Annotated in this window: 30 protein-coding genes; 4 read left to right on the top strand and 26 right to left on the bottom strand. The window is 45.9% G+C overall.

Going from position 1 to position 18234, the window contains the following annotated elements; genetic code table 11:
• Positions 1–75: 75 nt before the first annotated feature.
• Complete coding sequence (locus tag KHN79_RS01435) at positions 76–2037, top strand: bifunctional 2',3'-cyclic-nucleotide 2'-phosphodiesterase/3'-nucleotidase (RefSeq protein ID WP_182009744.1); 1962 nt, start codon at positions 76–78, stop codon at positions 2035–2037.
• A 117-nt stretch (positions 2038–2154) separates the two neighbouring features.
• Positions 2155–2727 (top strand): Crp/Fnr family transcriptional regulator, encoded by a 573-nt coding sequence (locus tag KHN79_RS01430; RefSeq protein WP_182009745.1) that lies wholly within the window; start codon positions 2155–2157, stop codon positions 2725–2727.
• 51 nt (positions 2728–2778) lie between these two features.
• On the opposite strand, the gene dbpA is transcribed toward KHN79_RS01430, so the two are convergent.
• The gene (gene dbpA, locus KHN79_RS01425) at positions 2779–4158 is read right to left on the bottom strand and encodes an ATP-dependent RNA helicase DbpA (protein ID WP_182009746.1); all 1380 of its coding nucleotides are present in this window, start codon (positions 4156–4158) and stop codon (positions 2779–2781) included.
• Between the two features lie 146 nt (positions 4159–4304).
• Here dbpA and KHN79_RS01420 point away from each other — a divergent pair, with 146 nt between their 5' ends.
• Positions 4305–4760: a GNAT family N-acetyltransferase gene (locus tag KHN79_RS01420; protein ID WP_182009747.1), complete on the top strand. Its 456-nt coding sequence runs from the start codon at positions 4305–4307 to the stop codon at positions 4758–4760.
• An 84-nt stretch (positions 4761–4844) separates the two neighbouring features.
• On the opposite strand, the gene KHN79_RS01415 is transcribed toward KHN79_RS01420, so the two are convergent.
• Positions 4845–5444, bottom strand: coding sequence for a LysM-like peptidoglycan-binding domain-containing protein (locus tag KHN79_RS01415; RefSeq protein WP_182009748.1), 600 nt, complete (start codon positions 5442–5444; stop codon positions 4845–4847).
• Positions 5445–5675: 231 nt separating this feature from the next.
• Between KHN79_RS01415 and KHN79_RS01410 the strand changes: the two genes are divergently transcribed.
• Complete coding sequence (locus tag KHN79_RS01410) at positions 5676–6296, top strand: FKBP-type peptidyl-prolyl cis-trans isomerase (protein WP_182009749.1); 621 nt, start codon at positions 5676–5678, stop codon at positions 6294–6296.
• A gap of 163 nt (positions 6297–6459) precedes the next feature.
• Here KHN79_RS01410 and rplQ read toward each other — a convergent pair whose 3' ends face one another.
• The 24 genes from rplQ to rplB all read right to left on the bottom strand — a co-directional run bounded on the left by rplQ (position 6460) and on the right by rplB (position 18231).
• Positions 6460–6840, bottom strand: coding sequence for a 50S ribosomal protein L17 (gene rplQ / locus KHN79_RS01405; RefSeq protein WP_005383141.1), 381 nt, complete (start codon positions 6838–6840; stop codon positions 6460–6462).
• A gap of 26 nt (positions 6841–6866) precedes the next feature.
• On the bottom strand, positions 6867–7859 hold the full coding sequence (rpoA, locus tag KHN79_RS01400) for a DNA-directed RNA polymerase subunit alpha (RefSeq protein ID WP_014230672.1): 993 nt from the start codon (positions 7857–7859) through the stop codon (positions 6867–6869).
• Positions 7860–7883: 24 nt separating this feature from the next.
• Complete coding sequence (gene rpsD, locus KHN79_RS01395; RefSeq protein WP_005383146.1) at positions 7884–8504, bottom strand: 30S ribosomal protein S4; 621 nt, start codon at positions 8502–8504, stop codon at positions 7884–7886.
• Between the two features lie 27 nt (positions 8505–8531).
• Positions 8532–8921, bottom strand: a complete 390-nt coding sequence (gene rpsK / locus KHN79_RS01390) for a 30S ribosomal protein S11 (RefSeq protein ID WP_001118870.1) — start codon at positions 8919–8921, stop codon at positions 8532–8534.
• Between the two features lie 18 nt (positions 8922–8939).
• Positions 8940–9296: a 30S ribosomal protein S13 gene (gene rpsM / locus KHN79_RS01385; RefSeq protein ID WP_005450559.1), complete on the bottom strand. Its 357-nt coding sequence runs from the start codon at positions 9294–9296 to the stop codon at positions 8940–8942.
• Between the two features lie 149 nt (positions 9297–9445).
• The gene (gene rpmJ / locus KHN79_RS01380) at positions 9446–9559 is read right to left on the bottom strand and encodes a 50S ribosomal protein L36 (RefSeq protein ID WP_000868186.1); all 114 of its coding nucleotides are present in this window, start codon (positions 9557–9559) and stop codon (positions 9446–9448) included.
• 38 nt (positions 9560–9597) lie between these two features.
• Positions 9598–10932 carry a preprotein translocase subunit SecY gene (gene secY / locus KHN79_RS01375; RefSeq protein WP_182009750.1) on the bottom strand — a complete coding sequence of 445 codons (1335 nt, stop codon included), beginning with the start codon at positions 10930–10932 and terminating at the stop codon, positions 9598–9600.
• Between the two features lie 20 nt (positions 10933–10952).
• Positions 10953–11387: a 50S ribosomal protein L15 gene (rplO, locus tag KHN79_RS01370; RefSeq protein WP_182009751.1), complete on the bottom strand. Its 435-nt coding sequence runs from the start codon at positions 11385–11387 to the stop codon at positions 10953–10955.
• Positions 11388–11392: 5 nt separating this feature from the next.
• Entirely contained in the window at positions 11393–11569 is a 177-nt protein-coding gene (rpmD, locus tag KHN79_RS01365; RefSeq protein ID WP_000201159.1) for a 50S ribosomal protein L30, read from the bottom strand.
• Positions 11570–11576: 7 nt separating this feature from the next.
• Positions 11577–12080 (bottom strand): 30S ribosomal protein S5, encoded by a 504-nt coding sequence (rpsE, locus tag KHN79_RS01360; protein ID WP_004745894.1) that lies wholly within the window; start codon positions 12078–12080, stop codon positions 11577–11579.
• 14 nt (positions 12081–12094) lie between these two features.
• On the bottom strand, positions 12095–12448 hold the full coding sequence (gene rplR, locus KHN79_RS01355; RefSeq protein ID WP_005435088.1) for a 50S ribosomal protein L18: 354 nt from the start codon (positions 12446–12448) through the stop codon (positions 12095–12097).
• A gap of 9 nt (positions 12449–12457) precedes the next feature.
• Positions 12458–12991 (bottom strand): 50S ribosomal protein L6, encoded by a 534-nt coding sequence (gene rplF, locus KHN79_RS01350; RefSeq protein WP_071651765.1) that lies wholly within the window; start codon positions 12989–12991, stop codon positions 12458–12460.
• A 13-nt stretch (positions 12992–13004) separates the two neighbouring features.
• Positions 13005–13397, bottom strand: coding sequence for a 30S ribosomal protein S8 (gene rpsH / locus KHN79_RS01345; protein WP_005455656.1), 393 nt, complete (start codon positions 13395–13397; stop codon positions 13005–13007).
• Between the two features lie 29 nt (positions 13398–13426).
• Complete coding sequence (gene rpsN / locus KHN79_RS01340) at positions 13427–13732, bottom strand: 30S ribosomal protein S14 (RefSeq protein ID WP_004410442.1); 306 nt, start codon at positions 13730–13732, stop codon at positions 13427–13429.
• 17 nt (positions 13733–13749) lie between these two features.
• Positions 13750–14289 carry a 50S ribosomal protein L5 gene (gene rplE / locus KHN79_RS01335; protein WP_005455660.1) on the bottom strand — a complete coding sequence of 180 codons (540 nt, stop codon included), beginning with the start codon at positions 14287–14289 and terminating at the stop codon, positions 13750–13752.
• Positions 14290–14313: 24 nt separating this feature from the next.
• Positions 14314–14631, bottom strand: a complete 318-nt coding sequence (gene rplX / locus KHN79_RS01330) for a 50S ribosomal protein L24 (protein ID WP_014230668.1) — start codon at positions 14629–14631, stop codon at positions 14314–14316.
• Between the two features lie 13 nt (positions 14632–14644).
• Entirely contained in the window at positions 14645–15016 is a 372-nt protein-coding gene (gene rplN / locus KHN79_RS01325) for a 50S ribosomal protein L14 (protein ID WP_004410450.1), read from the bottom strand.
• A gap of 163 nt (positions 15017–15179) precedes the next feature.
• A complete protein-coding gene (gene rpsQ, locus KHN79_RS01320; protein WP_005379575.1) occupies positions 15180–15434 on the bottom strand; it encodes a 30S ribosomal protein S17 in 255 nt (84 codons plus the stop codon).
• Entirely contained in the window at positions 15434–15625 is a 192-nt protein-coding gene (gene rpmC / locus KHN79_RS01315) for a 50S ribosomal protein L29 (protein ID WP_005379576.1), read from the bottom strand. Before rpmC ends, rpsQ begins: the two co-directional genes overlap by 1 nt.
• Entirely contained in the window at positions 15625–16035 is a 411-nt protein-coding gene (gene rplP / locus KHN79_RS01310; RefSeq protein ID WP_005379577.1) for a 50S ribosomal protein L16, read from the bottom strand. The genes rpmC and rplP overlap by 1 nt, the downstream gene beginning before the upstream one ends.
• A gap of 11 nt (positions 16036–16046) precedes the next feature.
• Complete coding sequence (rpsC, locus tag KHN79_RS01305) at positions 16047–16745, bottom strand: 30S ribosomal protein S3 (RefSeq protein ID WP_005383161.1); 699 nt, start codon at positions 16743–16745, stop codon at positions 16047–16049.
• Positions 16746–16763: 18 nt separating this feature from the next.
• Positions 16764–17096: a 50S ribosomal protein L22 gene (rplV, locus tag KHN79_RS01300; RefSeq protein ID WP_005383164.1), complete on the bottom strand. Its 333-nt coding sequence runs from the start codon at positions 17094–17096 to the stop codon at positions 16764–16766.
• Between the two features lie 10 nt (positions 17097–17106).
• Positions 17107–17385, bottom strand: coding sequence for a 30S ribosomal protein S19 (gene rpsS, locus KHN79_RS01295; RefSeq protein WP_004394525.1), 279 nt, complete (start codon positions 17383–17385; stop codon positions 17107–17109).
• A gap of 21 nt (positions 17386–17406) precedes the next feature.
• Positions 17407–18231 carry a 50S ribosomal protein L2 gene (rplB, locus tag KHN79_RS01290; RefSeq protein WP_140285777.1) on the bottom strand — a complete coding sequence of 275 codons (825 nt, stop codon included), beginning with the start codon at positions 18229–18231 and terminating at the stop codon, positions 17407–17409.
• Positions 18232–18234: the final 3 nt, after the last annotated feature.

Below are 18234 nucleotides of genomic sequence, written 5' to 3'. Positions count from 1 at the left end.
CACAACTTTTTGCGCTTTAACCACATAGTTGCACTAAGGTTTGTTAAATCGATCCCAGTCAAATTGGAGAACCTCATGAAACTGGCCGTTAACCCTATTTCCGTCGCAGTATTAACCGGAATGCTCACACTCGCCAGCTCAGCGATGGCTGACACGATAAAGTTACGCATTATTGAGACGACTGACATTCATACCAATGTAATGGACTACGACTACTACAAGGACCAGCCCTCCCAGCAAATCGGCTTAAGCCGCGCGGCCACATTGGTCAAACAAGCTCAGTCCGAAGCAGAAAACAGTGTCTTAGTTGATAACGGTGATCTCATTCAGGGCAGTCCGATGGGCGATTACATGGCAGCAAAAGGCATCAACGCTGGAGAACTACACCCCGTATATAAAGCGATGAATCAGCTCAATTATGATGTGGGTAATATCGGCAACCATGAGTTCAACTATGGTCTGGATTTCCTGAAAACCACCCTGACCGGAGCTAACTTCCCTTACATCAGCGCTAACGTATTCGATAAAGCGACTGGTGATCACTACTTCAAGCCTTATCTGATCAAAACGCACACGTTTAAAGATACTGAAGGTCAAAGCCATCAAATCAAAGTCGGCTACATCGGCTTTGTACCACCACAAATCATGGTATGGGATAAAAAGAACCTGGAAGGCAATGTTTTCGCCAAAGACATCAAGAAAACCGCCGAGAAGCTTGTACCTCAGATGAAAGCAGAAGGTGCCGACGTAATTGTAGCGATTCCCCACTCAGGCATTTCAACCGACCCTTATAAACTCGGTGCTGAAAACTCGACTTATTACCTAACTCAAGTCGACGGCATTGACGCAATCGCTTTTGGTCACGCTCACGCGGTTTTCCCAGGCAAAGGATTTGAGAACCTGCAAGGCGTGGATAATGACAAAGGCAGTATTAATGGGGTAACTGCGGTGATGCCGGGACGCTGGGGCAGCCACGTCGGGGTAATGGATCTGGTCATCAAACAGCAGAACGGTAAATGGCAAGTCGTTGGAGGGCAATCGGAAGCACGCCCTATTTTCGATAAAGCGGGTAAAAAATCTTTAGCAGAAGCTGATCAGGGTATCATCAAAGCCTTAGAAGAAGACCATAAAGGCACTCGTGATTTCGTCAACCAGCCTATTGGTAAAGCGAATGACGTGATGTACAGCTTCCTTACTCTGGTTCAGGATGACCCGACGATTCAAATCGTTAACTTAGCGCAAAAAGATTATGTGGAACGCTTCATTCAGGGCGACCCTGATTTAGCTGACATTCCGGTATTGAGTGCTGCAGCACCATTTAAAGCCGGTGGCCGTAAGAACGACCCAAATAACTTCACTGAAGTAGAATCAGGCCAATTAACTTTCCGCAACGCGGCTGATCTGTATTTGTACCCGAATACGCTGGTAGCTATGAAAGTGAAAGGCAAAGAGGTTAAAGAATGGCTCGAGTGCAGTGCTGGTCAGTTTAATCAAATCGATGTCAACAACACCCAACCGCAGTCTCTGATTGACTGGGATAACTTCCGCACCTACAACTTTGATGTAATTGATGGTGTAAATTACCAGATCGATGTCACGCAAGCACCAAAGTATGACGCAAACTGTAAAGTCATTAACCCAGACTCCCAGCGTATTGTGAATCTGACTTTCAACGGAAAGTCAGTTGATCCTAAACAAGACTTTATTATTGCGACCAACAACTACCGGGCATACAGCAACACCTTCCCTGGTACCGGGCCAGATTTCGTCGCGTTTGATTCACCAGATGAAAACCGCTCTGTGGTTGCGGCGTACATTTCTCGCGTCAGTGAAGAGAAAGGCGAAGTCACACCAAGTGCCGACAACAACTGGTCTTTCGCACCGATAAAGTCGGATAAACCACTGGATATTCGCTTTGAAACCTCGCCAGGTGATAAAGCGGCACAGTTCATCAAAGAAAAGGCACAGTATCCGATGAAACGTGTGGCGACCGATGACATCGGCTTTGCTGTCTATCAAATTAACCTGAATAAGTAAGCGCAGTTCTATTGAGATAAAGCGGCTCTGGTAGCCGCTTTTTTATTACCTGGATTTTTGTACAGAAGAAAGAAGCGGTAGAATGTCCTCTACTACAGTTAAACATTTTCAGAGCTAATGTCAGAAGACGTATTGTACAACTTAACTCAAAGTGGCTTTTCTGAATCAGAAGCCTTACAACTTAGCGAACACGGGCAAGAACTCGAGCTTCCGACCAGACACATTCTCTGTCATCAGGGAGAGTTTAACTCACATATCTACTTCATTCTCGAAGGGTTATGCCACGCCAGCTACCTGACAGAACAAGGAAAAGAGTTCAGTAAAGAGTTCTATTGGGAACAAGACTGGGTGATAGGCTTCGAAAGCGTTATCAAGGACCAGCCTTCAGCATATTTACTGGAAACACTCACGGCTTGCCGCTTGTTTTGCCTGCCAATAGAAACACTGCACCACTGGCGGGCCAGTAAACATTCCATTTACCTGAAACTGTTAGAAACTCAGCTGATGAATAAAGAGCACAAAGAACGCTTCATGCTGCTCTACTCGCCGGAAGAACGTTACCAGTTGTTCTGTGCTCACTATCCAGATCTGGAACAGCGTATTACTGACAGTCAAATCGCGGCTTACCTTGGAATTACACCAATCAGTCTGAGCAGAATCAAATCGCGTTTGGGTAAAGAGAAAGATTAAGAAAAACAAAGGCTCTTCAACTGAAGAGCCTTTTTGTAAAAAACACAGAAGTTACTTAAGAATCCGGGCACGGAACTGACGCCCTTTCATCTTACCGGTACTGATGGTTTGCAGGGCTTTCTTAGCTACGGACTTATCTACCGCTACGTAAGAGCGCACAGGGAACAAGTGGATCTTACCCACTTGTGAGCCTGGGATGCCATTTTTACCCGTCAGACAGCCAAGAATGTCTCCTGCACGGACTTTTTGCTTCTTCCCGCCATCGATATTGATAGTAACCATCTTCGCTTGATAAGGCTGCTGGTTTGATTTGGTTGGCAAAGTTGCTGGAACCACGTCCATATCCAAATACTCTTCGATACGTGCTACCCGCAGGCCGTCCTTCTCACCATAGAAACTGAACGCTAAACCTTTGCTTCCTGCTCGACCCGTACGGCCTATACGGTGTACATGTACTTCAGGATCGCGTGACAACTCGAAGTTAAAGACCGCATCAAGGTTATCAACGTCTAATCCGCGCGCAGCAACGTCAGTAGCAACCAGAATTGAAACACTCTTGTTAGCAAACTGAACCAAAGCCTGATCACGTTCTCGCTGCTCTAAGTCTCCATGAATATCAATGACGCTAAAACCTTTATGATGCAGCTCATCAGCCACATTTTGCACTTCTTTCTTGGTATTACAGAACACTACCGCCGACTCAGGCTGATAGGTAAGAAGCAGGTTTGCCAGCGCCTCATCACGAGCTTCGGAGCCTTCAACCTGGTAAAAATGCTGAGCAATGCTTGAAGTATCGTGAGTCGACTCGACTTTTATCAGCTCAGGCGACTGCATGATACGCTGAGCAATCTGCTCGATTTTCTCAGGGAATGTAGCACTGAAAAGCAAAGTCTGACGCTTTTTAGGTGCAGCCTCAATGACGGCATCCAGGGCATCCTGAAAACCCATCTCGAGCATACGATCCGCTTCATCCAAGACCAGTGTGTTCAACTCTTCAAGATTAATCCGGCCTTTTTCAAGGTGATCGAGAATACGTCCCGGAGTACCAACCAGGATATGTGCTCCATGTTCGAGTGAACCGATCTGCGGCCCCATAGGCATACCGCCACAAAGGGTCAGAACTTTAATATTATGGATACCACGACCGAGTGTGCGGATCTCCTTCGCTACCTGATCAGCAAGCTCACGTGTCGGGCATAACACCAATGACTGTACGCGAAAGCGCTTCACATTTAGATTCGACAAAACCCCGAGGCCAAATGCAGCGGTTTTACCCGAACCTGTTTTGCCCTGACCAATCACATCACGCTGGTTCAGAATCGCCGGTAAGCTCAACGCCTGAATCGGCGTCATATGGGTGTAATTCAATGAATCAAGCGTCTCTAGTAACGCAGGGCTTAGCCCGACGTGGTCAAAAGTTTGTTTGCTCACAGGGATGTATCCTCAGGTAGGATGAAAAAGAGGGCACATTATCGCCAGTTTTATCAGGAAGACCAGTTAAAATTAACCATTGTTAATGAGTATTAGCAGAAAACCGAGTAAAGTCTGTAGCCTAGCTTGAATAACGGATTACGGAAATGCTCACCTGGATAACTTTACCTTTTACCCAACTGACAACACTTCAGCTCTACGAACTGATGCGTTTACGTGTCGATGTTTTTGTTGTTGAACAAAACTGCCCTTATCCGGAACTTGATGGTAAAGACACACTTGAAGGCGTTTATCACCTTCTCGGTTATGATGGTGATGAGTTAGTCGCTTGTGCTCGTCTGTTACCTACGGGAACGACCTATGACAACGTTAGTATTGGGCGGGTCGTCACCAAACAGAGTGCACGTGGCGGTGGCTTAGGGCACAAATTGCTTCAGCAGGCCTTAGCTCAGTGTGAATCACTATGGCCAGAGCAAACCATAGACATTGGAGCACAAGAACACCTTATCCAGTTTTATGCGAGCCACGGGTTTAACGTCATTTCAGATAGTTATCTTGAAGATGGCATTCCGCACGTGGACATGCGTAGAGCCACAGCTTAACGGCACCTGAGTTTAAAATTAAAAAGACGCGAGGACACGCGTCTTTTTATCAACTTATGCTTAGAAGGATAACTGTGAGAAAAGTTACTTGTTGCGGCCAAAGCTTCCATCGGACAAACGGAAGAACATGACAGAATGATCACCTTTCTCAAGCTGTAACATATCTAGATCACCTTCGTCTGAGAATTTAAAGCGAATCAGCTGGCCCTGCTTGATATGACTAAGCGGCTTATCACTGCCCTCAATTTTAACTAACGAGCTGAGATCCGCCATTGATAACTGGTTACTACGAAATACCTGTGCCAGCGTATCACCATTCTTTACCTGATACTCTTTCCAGTTTTCAGACTTAGGCCCTGAGTTTTGCGATGTTCTTTGCTGGCTCAGACTTTGGGCATTAAGCTCAATAGAAACTCTCTGTTGATCTGCTGGCTGATTCTGTTCAGCTGACTCTTCCGTTTTCTTTGGCAGCGGTACTATAAGAAGTAAAAGAAAAAGTGGTACCAGCACCATCAATGCCCGTTGATGGAATTTAGGCAAACGCTGCCAAAACTTAGGAACAGGCTGCGCGTTTTCTGACTGTTTGTCTTTGTTGAACGGCTGCTTCCAGTCGATAGCAGCGAATTTTTGTTTGATCAGTTCGACGTAGTCGACTTGCTGCTTTTTCTTTCTGCGACGATTCATTGTTCTAAGCCCCTTAACACTTCTACTGCCAGTATAAAAATACCAGCGCGGAGAGTATATGTTTTCATCCAAGTAAAATGGAATTTGGTACAAATTAGCAGAAATTTCACTTGGAGTAAGAGATAAGTCACACCTTACGTGCTCATACAACACAATCGGAGCCAATCATTTAAACCTAAGCCCGAAACTGATATCCTGTTACCTTTATCACTCCTAATAAGAGCGACAGTCATGTCTGAAATTAAATTTGAAACTGCAGAACAAAAAGCAAGCTACGGTATTGGTCTACAAATGGGTCAGCAACTTGCTGGTTCTGGTCTAGAAGGTCTTAGCGTTGATGCTATCGCTGCAGGTATTGCTACTGCACTGACTGGTGATATGCCAGCAATTGAAATCGACGAGATCAACAAAGCACTGCAAGAACTGCACACTCGCGCAGAAGCTGTACGCCAAGAAGCAGCTAAAGCTGCAGCTGCAGACGGTGAAGCCTTCCTAAAAGACAACGCACTACGTCCAGAAGTTAAGGTTCTTGAATCTGGTCTACAGTACGAAGTTATCACTGAAGGTACTGGTGAAATCCCAACTTCAGACAAGCAAGTACGTGTTCACTACCATGGTGAGCTAACAGACGGTACTGTATTTGACAGCTCTGTATCGCGTGGTCAACCTGCTGAGTTCCCAGTAACTGGCGTAATCAAAGGCTGGGTTGAAGCTCTACAACTGATGCCTGTTGGCTCTAAGTGGAAACTATACATCCCACAAGACCTTGCGTACGGTGAGCGTGGCGCAGGCGCTGCAATCCCTCCATCCGCAGCACTAGTATTCGAAGTTGAACTACTAGACATCCTATAATTGAAGTTTGCTACTTCTCTTAAGAATGACAAAGCGGCGCACCAGCGCCGCTTTTTTTATCTATTCGTAGTGCTCGTATTGCTCTTCAGTTTTCAAGCAGGATACGAACGACAGATACAAAAAAGCCGAGCTAACGCTCGGCTTTTTCGTTCTTACGAACTGATTACTCAGCAGCTTCTTCAGCAGCTGGGCGATCTACAAGCTCAATGTAAGCCATTGGAGCTTTATCACCAGCACGGAAGCCAGCTTTTAGGATACGAGTGTAACCGCCCTGACGAGCAGCAAAACGTGGACCTAGTTCGTTAAATAGTTTTGCAACTACTTCGTTGTCACGAGTACGTGCAAATGCTAGACGACGGTTAGCAACACTGTCAGTCTTAGCTAGTGTAATCAAAGGCTCAACTACACGACGTAGCTCTTTTGCTTTTGGCAAAGTAGTCTTGATAACTTCATGACGTACTAGAGAGCTAGCCATATTGCTGAACATCGCTTTGCGATGTGAGCTGTTGCGGTTGAGTTGACGACCACTCTTACGATGGCGCATGACCTAATCCTTCTAACTAGTATCGATTAATCTTCAGCGATTGATGCAGGTGGCCAGTTTTCTAGGCGCATGCCCAGAGACAGACCACGTGACGCAAGTACGTCTTTAATCTCAGTAAGAGATTTTTTACCAAGGTTAGGCGTTTTAAGTAGCTCAACCTCAGTACGTTGTACTAGATCACCGATGTAGTGAATCGCTTCTGCTTTCAGACAGTTAGCAGAGCGAACTGTTAGTTCAAGATCGTCTACAGGACGCAGTAGGATCGGATCGAATTCTGGCTTCTCTTCCTTCTCCTCAGGAACACGTACATCACGAAGATCTACGAATGCATCCAATTGTTCAGCTAGGATAGTAGCTGCACGACGGATTGCTTCCTCAGGTTCTAGAGTACCGTTCGTTTCCATGTCGATAACAAGCTTGTCTAGGTCAGTACGCTGTTCTACACGAGCTGCTTCTACAGCGTAGGCAATTTTGTCTACTGGGCTGTAAGTAGCATCTACTAGTAGGCGACCGATTGGACGCTCATCTTCTTCAGTATGGATACGAGCAGAAGCTGGAATGTAACCACGACCACGTTCTACTTTAATACGCATTGCGATTTCAGCGTTGTCATCTGTTAGATGACAAATAACGTGTTCAGGGTTAGCGATCTCTACATCACCATCATGGGTGATGTCACCTGCAACCACAGGGCCCGAGCCTGATTTGTTCAAAGTAATGAACACTTCATCTTTGCCTTCAGCTACGCGCACTGCCAAACCTTTAAGGTTTAGAAGGATTTCAAGAATATCTTCTTGTACGCCTTCTTTAGTGCTGTACTCATGAAGTACGCCTTCAATTTCTACTTCTGTGACTGCACAACCAGGCATAGAAGATAGAAGAATGCGGCGAAGTGCATTACCCAGAGTATGACCAAAGCCACGCTCTAATGGCTCAAGAGTTACTTTTGCGTGAGTCGAGCTGATTTGTTCAATGTCAACTAGACGTGGCTTAAGAAATTCTGTTACAGAACCCTGCATTGTGTCCTCTCTTTAGTTTAAACCTTACTTAGAGTAAAGCTCGACGATCAATTGTTCGTTGATGTCAGCTGACAGATCAGAACGCTCAGGCATACGCTTGAATGTACCTTCCATCTTGCCACCATCTACTTCAATCCAAGTTGGTTTTTCACGTTGTTCAGCAACTTCTAGAGCTGCTTTGATACGAGCTTGCTGTTTAGCTTTCTCGCGGATAGATACAACGTCATTAGCCGCTACTTTGAAAGAAGGAACGTTTACAACTTTACCGTTAACTAGGATAGCTTTGTGGCTAACTAGCTGACGTGCTTCTGCGCGAGTTGCGCCAAAGCCCATGCGGTAAACTACGTTATCAAGACGACCTTCAAGAAGCTGAAGCAGGTTTTCACCAGTGTTGCCTTTAAGGCGAGCAGCTTCTTTGTAGTAGTTACGGAATTGTTTTTCTAGAACGCCGTACATACGACGAACTTTTTGCTTCTCACGAAGCTGAACGCCATACTCAGATAGACGACCGCGACGAGCGCCGTGTACACCTGGTGCGTTATCGATTTTACACTTGGTATCGATCGCGCGAACACCAGACTTAAGGAATAAGTCAGTGCCTTCACGACGGCTAAGCTTCAGCTTAGGACCCAAATATCTTGCCATGATTCTTCTCCAATAGTCCTAGAAACGTTATACGCGACGTTTCTTAGGTGGACGACAACCGTTATGAGGGATTGGTGTAGCATCAACGATGTTTGTGATGCGGAAACCAGCTGCATTCAGTGCGCGAACAGTAGATTCACGACCTGGACCAGGACCCTTAACCATAACTTCCAAGTTCTTTAGACCGTATTCTTTAGCCATTTCAGCACAACGCTCAGCAGCAACCTGTGCAGCGAACGGAGTAGACTTACGAGAACCACGGAAACCAGAACCACCTGCAGTAGCCCATGCTAGAGCATTACCTTGACGGTCAGTAATGGTTACGATTGTGTTATTGAAAGAAGCATGGATGTGCGCAACGCCATCTGCAACTTGCTTGCGTACGCGCTTACGAGCGCGAGTTGGTTGTTTAGCCATTGTACTCTACCTTCCCGATTATTTCTTGATCGGCTTACGCGGACCCTTACGGGTGCGAGCGTTGGTTTTAGTACGCTGTCCACGTAGTGGTAGACTGCGACGATGACGAAGACCACGGTAACAGCCAAGGTCCATAAGACGCTTGATGTTCATAGATACTTCACGACGTAGATCACCTTCTACAGTGTACTTAGCTACACCATCACGCAGTTGATCGATCTGCTCTTCAGTTAGTTCACTGATCTTAACATCTTCAGCAATACCCACTTCAGCTAGGATAGCTTGAGAGCGAGTTTTACCGATACCGTAGATCGCTGTTAAAGCGATTACAGCATGTTTTTGATCAGGAATGTTAATGCCTGCTATACGGGCCATTATTCACTCCTAAGTGTTTCTATAAAAGAATTAGCCGCAGCAAAGCCCGTTATGGATACGCTGCGGAATACTACTTCTTTTGCACGCAAAAGGTAGGCCGAGGAATATACTCGACCTAACCTTCGTTTTCAAGTAAAAATTTCTGCTAATTAGCCTTGGCGCTGTTTGTGCTTTGGCTCACTGCAAATCACGCGAACGACACCGTTACGCTTGATTACTTTACAGTTACGGCAGATTTTTTTAACGGAAGCACGAACTTTCATTGCTAAACTCCGTAAATGAAACTGAGTATACCGCCGGATTAACGGCCGTATCCTTTCAGATTCGCTTTCTTCAACACAGAATCATACTGTTGGGACATCAGATGAGTCTGTACCTGTGCCATAAAGTCCATAATTACAACAACTACGATAAGTAGTGATGTACCGCCGAAGTAGAAACGTACGTTCCACGCGACCATCATGAACTCGGGAATCAGACAGATAAAGGTAATGTACAGTGCACCAGCAAGGGTTAAACGTGTCATTACTTTATCAATGTATTTCGCTGTCTGCTCACCTGGGCGGATACCGGGTACGAATGCACCAGACTTCTTCAAGTTATCTGCTGTTTCACGCGGGTTGAAAACCAACGCCGTGTAAAAGAAACAGAAGAAGATAATTGCTGCTGCATAAAGCATTACATACAGAGGTTGACCTGGGCTAAGAGCCAAAGACACGTCAGTTAACCAACCGAACGTGCTGCTCTCACCGTTCTGACCAAACCACTGAGCCAGTGTTCCTGGGAACAGGATAATGCTTGATGCAAAAATCGCTGGAATAACACCTGCCATATTAATTTTAAGTGGCAGATGCGAGCTTTGCGCAGCAAATACTTTACGACCTTGTTGACGTTTCGCGTAGTTAACAACGATTCGGCGTTGACCACGTTCCATGAAAACAACGAAGTAAATTACTGCAAAAGCTAATACCGCGATTAGCAACAGAAGAAGTACATGCAATTCACCTTGACGCGCTTGCTCGATTGTTTGACCGATTGCAGAAGGCAATCCAGCAACAATACCTGCAAAAATCAGTAACGAAATACCGTTACCAATTCCACGCTCTGTAATTTGTTCACCTAACCACATTAAGAACATGGTGCCGGTTACTAAACTTACGGTAGCAATAAGCGTGAACATGGTTTGGTTGATAACAACCAGATTGTCGACCATGTTCGGTAAGCCTGTTGCTATACCTATAGCCTGGAATGTTGCAAGTACAAGCGTGCCGTAGCGTGTGTATTGGCTAATCTTACGACGGCCTGCTTCACCCTCTTTTTTGAGTTCAGCTAACGCTGGATGAACTACAGTTAGCAATTGGACAACAATAGATGCCGAAATATACGGCATGATGCCCAATGCTAATATAGATGCACGCTCAAGAGCACCACCGGAGAACATGTTAAACATTTCAACGATGGTACCTTTTTGCTGGTCGAACAAATCGGCAAGTACAGCAGCGTCAATACCAGGGATCGGCACAAAAGAGCCTGCTCGGAATACTAAAAGTGCACCAATTACGAATAATAAGCGCGACTTCAGCTCACTTAAGCCGCTCTGAGCACTACGAAAATCTTGTCCTGGTTTCTTAGCCATCTGTACCTCGTTCCTCGAGATTATTCCTCGATTTTACCGCCTGCAGCTTCGATTGCAGCTTTAGCGCCTTTAGTCACACGTAGACCTTTAACAGTCACTGCTTTGTTGATTTCACCAGAAAGAACAACTTTTACGAATTCGATGTTCTTAGTGATGACGTTAGCAGCTTTAAGGCTGTTTAGATCAACCACGTCACCAGAAACTTTCGCTAGCTCAGCTAGACGAACTTCAGCAGACACTAGGCTCTTACGAGAAGTGAAACCGAATTTTGGTAGACGTTGTTTCAGAGGCATCTGACCGCCTTCGAAACCTGGACGAACTTTACCGCCAGAACGTGATTTTTGACCTTTGTGACCACGGCCACCAGTTTTACCTAGGCCAGAACCGATACCGCGACCTAGACGCTTAGGAGCGTGCTTAGAGCCAGCAGCCGGTGCTAGAGTATTCAAACGCATTCTGATTACTCCTCAACTTTAACCATGTAGTAAACCTTGTTGATCATGCCGCGCACGCACGGAGTATCTTCAAGTTCTACTGTGTGGTTGATTTTACGAAGACCTAGACCGCGCAAAGTAGCTTTGTGCTTAGGCAGACGACCAATTGAGCTTTTAGTTTGAGTTACTTTAATAGTTGCCATGGTGTTCTTACTCCGAAATAGATTCAACAGTTAGACCACGTTTAGCAGCAACCATTTCTGGTGACTTCATGCTACCTAGTGCATCGATCGTTGCACGAACGATGTTGATAGGGTTCGTAGAACCGTATGCTTTAGATAGTACGTTGTGTACACCAGCAACTTCTAGTACTGCACGCATCGCACCACCTGCGATAACACCAGTACCTTCAGCAGCAGGCTGCATGTAAACTTTAGAGCCCGAATGGCGACCTTTCACTGGGTGGTGAAGAGTGCCTTCGTTTAGAGCGATCGTAGTCATGTTACGACGCGCTTTTTCCATTGCTTTTTGGATCGCTGCAGGTACTTCACGAGCTTTGCCGTAACCGAAACCTACACGACCATTACCGTCACCAACTACTGTTAGTGCAGTGAAGCTCATGATTCGACCACCTTTAACCGTTTTAGAAACACGGTTAACTGCGATTAATTTTTCTTGCAAATCATTCGCTTGAACTTGTTGTTCTTTAGCCATCTTCCAACCCTACCTTAGAATTTCAGACCAGCTTCGCGAGCAGATTCTGCTAGCGCCGCTACTCGACCGTGGTATTGGAAACCAGAACGATCAAATGCAACTGCAGTTACGCCTTTTTCAAGAGCGCGCTCAGCAACAGCTTTACCTACTGCTTTAGCTGCATCAACGTTACCAGTGTATTTCACTTGCTCACGGATCGCTTTTTCTACAGTAGAAGCTGCTGCGATAACCTCAGAGCCATTAGCCGCGATAACCTGTGCGTACACGTGACGAGGAGTACGGTGTACAACTAGGCGAGTCGCACCCAGTTCTGCAATCTTACGACGTGCGCGTGTAGCACGACGGATGCGAGATGCTTTCTTATCCATAGTGTTACCTTACTTCTTCTTAGCTTCTTTAGTACGCACATTTTCATCTGCGTAACGAACACCTTTACCTTTGTAAGGCTCAGGTTGACGGTAAGAACGAATGTCAGCCGCAACTTGACCAACTAGTTGTTTGTCACAACCAGTGATCACGATTTCAGTTTGGCTTGGACATTCAGCTTTAATACCCGCTGGCAACTCGTGCTCAACTGGGTGTGAGAAGCCTAGTGTTAGACCTACAGCGTTGCCTTTAATAGCAGCACGGTAACCAACACCTTTAAGAGTTAGCTTCTTAGTAAAGCCTTCAGTAACACCAACAACCATGTTGTTAACTAGTGCACGAGCAGTACCTGCTTGTGCCCATGCGTTAGCAAAACCTTCTTTAGGACCGAAAGTTAGGTTGTTTTCTTCCTGAGCGATCACAACTGCATCGTTAAGAACGCGAGTTAGTTCGCCTTTAGCACCTTTTACAGTGATTTCTTGGCCGTTTAGTTTCACCTCTACGCCAGCTGGAATAGCGACAGGTGCTTTTGCAACACGAGACATAGTCTACTCCTTATTAAGCTACGTAGCAGATGATTTCACCACCAAGACCTGCTTTACGTGCAGCGCGGTCTGACATAAGACCCTTGGAAGTAGAAACGATAGCAATACCAAGACCACCCATTACAGAAGGAAGTTCATCTTTCTTCTTGTAAACACGTAGACCTGGACGAGAAACACGTTTAAGTTGCTCGATTACTGGTTTTGCTTGGAAGTACTTAAGTGTAACTTCTAGCTCAGGTTTTGCTTCGCCTTCAACAGCGAAGTCAACGATGTAACCTTCAGCTTTTAGTAGTGCAGCAATTGCAACTTTAAGCTTTGAAGAAGGCATTTTTACAGCAACTTTGTTTGCTGCCTGACCGTTACGAACGCGGGTCAGCATATCCGAAATCGGATCTTGCATGCTCATATGATTTACTCCAAATGATTAAGTGGCAATTACCAGCTAGCCTTACGAAGACCCGGAATCTCGCCTTTCATGCAAGCTTCACGAACCTTAATACGGCTTAGACCGAACTTACGTAGGTAACCGTGTGGACGACCAGTTTGGTTGCAACGGTTGCGCTGACGTGATGCACTTGAATCACGTGGAAGAGATTGCAGTGTAAGAACTGCGTTCCAACGATCTTCTTCAGATGCGTTTACATCGCTGATGATAGCTTTTAGCGCTGCACGCTTTTCAGCGAACTTAGCTACTAGCTTCGCACGTTTTGCTTCACGTGCTTTCATTGAATTTTTAGCCATAACAGTAACCCTTCACCTTACTTACGGAATGGGAAGTTAAAGGCAGCCAGCAGAGCACGGCCTTCCTCATCAGTACCAGCAGACGTCGTAATAGTGATGTCTAGACCGCGTACTCGATCAACTTTATCAAAGTCGATTTCCGGGAAGATGATTTGCTCGCGAACGCCCATGCTGTAGTTACCGCGTCCGTCAAAAGACTTAGCGCTAACGCCACGGAAGTCACGTACACGTGGTAGAGCGATGTTAATTAAACGCTCAAGAAAATCCCACATACGTTCGCCACGCAAGGTTACTTTACAACCGATAGGGTAGCCTTCACGGATTTTGAAACCTGCAACAGATTTGCGCGCTTTTGTGATAAGTGGCTTTTGACCAGAGATCGTTGCCATATCAGACGCTGCATTTTCTAGCAGTTTCTTATCGTTGATTGCTTCACCAACACCCATGTTTAGGGTGATTTTCTCGATTCTAGGGACTTGCATGACGCTTGTGTAGCTGAACTGTTTGGTCAGTTCAGCGACTACAGACGACTTGTAGTAATCATGCAGTTTCGCCATAGTAGAACTCCAAATTACTTCTAATTAGTTAGAAACGGTTTCGCCGTTAGACTTAAAGAAACGAACTTTCTTACCATCTTCAAAACGGAAACCGATACGGTCAGCTTTACCAGTAGCTGCGTTAAAGATTGCAACGTTAGAAGCATCAATTGCTGCTTCTTGTTCAACGATGCCACCTTGTTGACCTAGAGCCGGAACCGGCTTTTGGTGCTTCTTAACAAGGTTGATACCTTCAACGATAACTTTACCGGTTGCTAGAACCTTAGTTACTTTACCTTTCTTGCCTTTGTCTTTACCAGCAAGAACGATTACTTCGTCGTTACGACGGATTTTAGCTGCCATTTCTACGTGCTCCTTACAGAACTTCTGGAGCCAGTGAAACGATCTTCATGAACTTATCGCCACGAAGTTCGCGTGTCACAGGACCAAAGATACGTGTACCGATTGGTTGCTCTGTATTGTCGTTCAACAATACGCAAGCATTTCGGTCGAAGCGAATGACAGAACCGTCAGGACGACGTACGCCTTTACGGGTGCGCACTACCACCGCCTTCAGAACATCACCTTTTTTTACTTTACCGCGAGGAATTGCTTCCTTCACAGTAACTTTGATGACGTCACCGATATGTGCATAACGGCGGTGAGAGCCACCCAGAACCTTAATACACATTACGCTGCGTGCGCCTGAGTTATCAGCTGCGTCCAGCATACTTTGCATTTGGATCATGTTAGTGCTCCGCTAAATATTAATAACTAGACCCATCACGGGTCGGGCTGCCTCTTTAAAAGGGACGCGAATTGTACCACCCTTTTTTGTGATTGGGTAGTCAAAAAATAAACGGCTCCAAAAATTATTTTGGAGCCGCTTTAGTTTCATAGAATTAACGAGATTAAATCTTCGCCTTTTCTAGAACTTTTACCAAAGTCCAAGACTTAGTCTTAGACAGTGGACGACACTCAGCGATTTCAACTGTGTCGCCTAGGCCACACTCGTTGTTCTCGTCATGTGCGTGTACTTTAGTCGTACGCTTAACGTATTTACCGTAGATAGGGTGTTTTACGAAACGCTCGATAGCAACAGTGATAGACTTGTCCATCTTATCGCTAACAACACGACCTTGTTGAGTACGTTTTACTTCGCTCATTATGCGCCTGCCTTCTCAGTCAAAACAGTTTTCACACGTGCGATATCACGGCGTACAGCTTTCAGAGTATGAGTTTGCTGTAGCTGACCAGTTGCAGCTTGCATGCGCAAGTTGAACTGTTCACGTAGCAAATTCATAAGCTCAGCGTTAAGCTCTTCAACGCTTTTCTCGCGTAGATCTTGTGCTTTCATCACATCACCTGCTTAGTTACAAATGTAGTTTTGAAAGGCAGTTTACGTGCCGCTAGACGGAACGCTTCACGTGCCAATTCTTCAGGTACACCACCCATTTCGTACATAACCTTACCAGGTTGGATTTGGGCTACCCAGTACTCAACGTTACCTTTACCCTTACCTTGACGAACTTCAAGTGGTTTTTCTGTGATTGGTTTGTCTGGGAACACGCGGATCCAGATTTTACCTTGACGCTTAACGTGACGTGTCATTGCACGACGTGCCGCTTCGATTTGACGAGCAGTTAGACGACCACGGCCAACAGCTTTAAGACCGAATTCGCCGAAGCTTACATCAGTACCTTTAGCTAGACCACGGTTACGACCAGTCTGAACCTTACGGAACTTAGTACGTTTAGGTTGTAGCATCTGTCGACTCCTTACTTACGGCCTTTACGCTGCTTCTTAGGCTTGTCGCCTTTAGGCTCTACAGCGTTAGCTGCTGGCATACCACCTAGGATTTCACCTTTGAAGATCCAAGTTTTAATGCCGATCACACCGTATTGAGTGTGAGCCGAAGAAGTTGCGTAATCAATGTCAGCACGTAGAGTGTGTAGAGGCACACGGCCTTCACGGTACCACTCAGAACGTGCGATTTCAGCGCCGCCTAGACGACCGCTTACTTCCACTTTGATACCTTTAGCGCCTAGACGCATTGCGTTTTGTACCGCGCGCTTCATAGCACGACGGAACATAACACGACGCTCTAGCTGAGACGCGATGCTATCACCAACAAGTTGTGCATCTAGTTCAGGCTTACGTACTTCAGCGATGTTAATTTGCGCTGGTACACCTGCAATTTTAGCTACAGCTGCGCGTAGCTTCTCAACGTCTTCACCTTTCTTACCGATAACAACGCCTGGACGAGCAGTGTGAATAGTCACACGGATGCTCTTAGCAGGACGCTCGATAACGATGCGTGATAGAGACGCTTTTTTCAGTTCACTTGTAAGGAACTGACGTACCTTGAAGTCGCCGTCTAGGTTGTCAGCGAAATCTTTGGTGTTAGCAAACCATGTAGCATTCCAAGGCTTAACGATGCCTAGACGAATACCATTTGGATGTACTTTTTGACCCATTGCTTACTCTCCTAGTCTCTAGCGATCTGCTACAACAACAGTGATGTGGCTTGAACGCTTCAAGATACGATCCGCACGACCTTTAGCACGAGGCATAATACGCTTCATGGTTGGGCCTTCATCTACAAAGATTTTTGCGACATTCAGATCGTCAATATCTGCACCTTCGTTGTGCTCCGCGTTAGCGATAGCAGACTCTAGAACTTTCTTAACTAGTGCAGCAGCTTTTTTGTTGCTGAACGTTAGGATTTCTAGAGCTTGGTCAACAGATTTACCACGGATTAGATCCGCAACTAAGCGAGCTTTCTGAGGCGAAATGCGAGCAAAGTTATGTTTAGCAATTGCTTCCATTATCTACTCCTTAGCGCTTCTTAGCTTTCTTATCCGCAGCGTGACCGCGGTAAGTACGTGTTGGCGCGAATTCGCCCAGTTTGTGACCGATCATTTCATCAGTTACAAATACTGGTACGTGCTGACGACCATTATGGACAGCGATGGTCAAACCGATCATCGTAGGGATGATCATTGAACGACGGGACCAAGTCTTAATAGGCTTTTTGTCTCCGCTTTCCACCGCTTTCTCTACCTTCTTCAGCAAGTGTAGGTCAATAAAAGGACCTTTCTTGAGAGAACGTGGCATGGCGATTCCTCTTTATATAGATTACTTGTTACGACGACGTACGATGTACTTGTCAGTGCGTTTGTTCTTACGAGTCTTGAAGCCTTTAGTTGGCATACCCCAAGGAGATACTGGATGACGGCCACCAGAAGTACGACCTTCACCACCACCATGTGGGTGATCAACCGGGTTCATTACTACACCACGTACGGTTGGACGTACGCCGCGCCAGCGTGAAGCACCAGCTTTACCAAGTTCACGTAGCATGTGCTCAGAGTTACCAACTTCACCGATCGTTGCACGACCTTCAGAAAGAACTTTGCGCATTTCGCCAGAACGTAGACGGATAGTTACGTACGCACCGTCGCGAGCAACGATTTGAGCGTAAGCACCAGCCGAACGAGCTAGCTGACCACCTTTACCAGGCTTAAGTTCAACGTTGTGTACAGTTGAACCTACTGGGATGTTACGCATTGGTAGAGTGTTACCAGCTTTGATTGGTGCATCAACACCAGACTGAATAACATCACCAGCTGCAACGCCTTTAGGTGCTAGGATGTAGCGACGCTCACCGTCTTTGTAAAGAACTAGAGCAATGTTTGCGCTACGGTTTGGATCGTATTCAAGACGCTCAACTGTTGCTGGGATACCATCTTTAGTACGTTTGAAGTCAATTACACGGTAATGATGCTTGTGACCACCACCGATGTGACGTACTGTGATACGACCGTTGTTGTTACGACCACCGTTCTTAGAGTTTTTCTCTAGAAGAGGTGCGTATGGCTTGCCCTTGTGTAGGTCAGCGTTAACAACTTTAACGACGTGACGACGACCAGGGGAAGTCGGCTTACATTTAACAATAGCCATTCT

This window comes from Vibrio sp. B1FLJ16 (assembly GCF_905175385.1).
Taxonomy (GTDB): domain Bacteria; phylum Pseudomonadota; class Gammaproteobacteria; order Enterobacterales; family Vibrionaceae; genus Vibrio.
This window is presented reverse-complemented; position numbering and strand designations above follow the sequence as displayed.

Coding starts and splice junctions, on each gene's coding strand:
- KHN79_RS01435 (WP_182009744.1), top strand. CDS start 76: ATGAAACTGGCCGTTAACCCTATTTCCGTCGCAGTATTAACCGGAATG.
- KHN79_RS01430 (WP_182009745.1), top strand. CDS start 2,155: ATGTCAGAAGACGTATTGTACAACTTAACTCAAAGTGGCTTTTCTGAA.
- KHN79_RS01420 (WP_182009747.1), top strand. CDS start 4,305: ATGCTCACCTGGATAACTTTACCTTTTACCCAACTGACAACACTTCAG.
- KHN79_RS01415 (WP_182009748.1), bottom strand. CDS start 5,444: ATGAATCGTCGCAGAAAGAAAAAGCAGCAAGTCGACTACGTCGAACTG.
- KHN79_RS01410 (WP_182009749.1), top strand. CDS start 5,676: ATGTCTGAAATTAAATTTGAAACTGCAGAACAAAAAGCAAGCTACGGT.
- rplQ (WP_005383141.1), bottom strand. CDS start 6,840: ATGCGCCATCGTAAGAGTGGTCGTCAACTCAACCGCAACAGCTCACAT.
- rpoA (WP_014230672.1), bottom strand. CDS start 7,859: ATGCAGGGTTCTGTAACAGAATTTCTTAAGCCACGTCTAGTTGACATT.
- rpsD (WP_005383146.1), bottom strand. CDS start 8,504: ATGGCAAGATATTTGGGTCCTAAGCTGAAGCTTAGCCGTCGTGAAGGC.
- rpsK (WP_001118870.1), bottom strand. CDS start 8,921: ATGGCTAAACAACCAACTCGCGCTCGTAAGCGCGTACGCAAGCAAGTT.
- rpsM (WP_005450559.1), bottom strand. CDS start 9,296: ATGGCCCGTATAGCAGGCATTAACATTCCTGATCAAAAACATGCTGTA.
- rpmJ (WP_000868186.1), bottom strand. CDS start 9,559: ATGAAAGTTCGTGCTTCCGTTAAAAAAATCTGCCGTAACTGTAAAGTA.
- secY (WP_182009750.1), bottom strand. CDS start 10,932: ATGGCTAAGAAACCAGGACAAGATTTTCGTAGTGCTCAGAGCGGCTTA.
- rplO (WP_182009751.1), bottom strand. CDS start 11,387: ATGCGTTTGAATACTCTAGCACCGGCTGCTGGCTCTAAGCACGCTCCT.
- rpmD (WP_000201159.1), bottom strand. CDS start 11,569: ATGGCAACTATTAAAGTAACTCAAACTAAAAGCTCAATTGGTCGTCTG.
- rpsE (WP_004745894.1), bottom strand. CDS start 12,080: ATGGCTAAAGAACAACAAGTTCAAGCGAATGATTTGCAAGAAAAATTA.
- rplR (WP_005435088.1), bottom strand. CDS start 12,448: ATGGATAAGAAAGCATCTCGCATCCGTCGTGCTACACGCGCACGTCGT.
- rplF (WP_071651765.1), bottom strand. CDS start 12,991: ATGTCTCGTGTTGCAAAAGCACCTGTCGCTATTCCAGCTGGCGTAGAG.
- rpsH (WP_005455656.1), bottom strand. CDS start 13,397: ATGAGCATGCAAGATCCGATTTCGGATATGCTGACCCGCGTTCGTAAC.
- rpsN (WP_004410442.1), bottom strand. CDS start 13,732: ATGGCTAAAAATTCAATGAAAGCACGTGAAGCAAAACGTGCGAAGCTA.
- rplE (WP_005455660.1), bottom strand. CDS start 14,289: ATGGCGAAACTGCATGATTACTACAAGTCGTCTGTAGTCGCTGAACTG.
- rplX (WP_014230668.1), bottom strand. CDS start 14,631: ATGGCAGCTAAAATCCGTCGTAACGACGAAGTAATCGTTCTTGCTGGT.
- rplN (WP_004410450.1), bottom strand. CDS start 15,016: ATGATCCAAATGCAAAGTATGCTGGACGCAGCTGATAACTCAGGCGCA.
- rpsQ (WP_005379575.1), bottom strand. CDS start 15,434: ATGAGCGAAGTAAAACGTACTCAACAAGGTCGTGTTGTTAGCGATAAG.
- rpmC (WP_005379576.1), bottom strand. CDS start 15,625: ATGAAAGCACAAGATCTACGCGAGAAAAGCGTTGAAGAGCTTAACGCT.
- rplP (WP_005379577.1), bottom strand. CDS start 16,035: ATGCTACAACCTAAACGTACTAAGTTCCGTAAGGTTCAGACTGGTCGT.
- rpsC (WP_005383161.1), bottom strand. CDS start 16,745: ATGGGTCAAAAAGTACATCCAAATGGTATTCGTCTAGGCATCGTTAAG.
- rplV (WP_005383164.1), bottom strand. CDS start 17,096: ATGGAAGCAATTGCTAAACATAACTTTGCTCGCATTTCGCCTCAGAAA.
- rpsS (WP_004394525.1), bottom strand. CDS start 17,385: ATGCCACGTTCTCTCAAGAAAGGTCCTTTTATTGACCTACACTTGCTG.
- rplB (WP_140285777.1), bottom strand. CDS start 18,231: ATGGCTATTGTTAAATGTAAGCCGACTTCCCCTGGTCGTCGTCACGTC.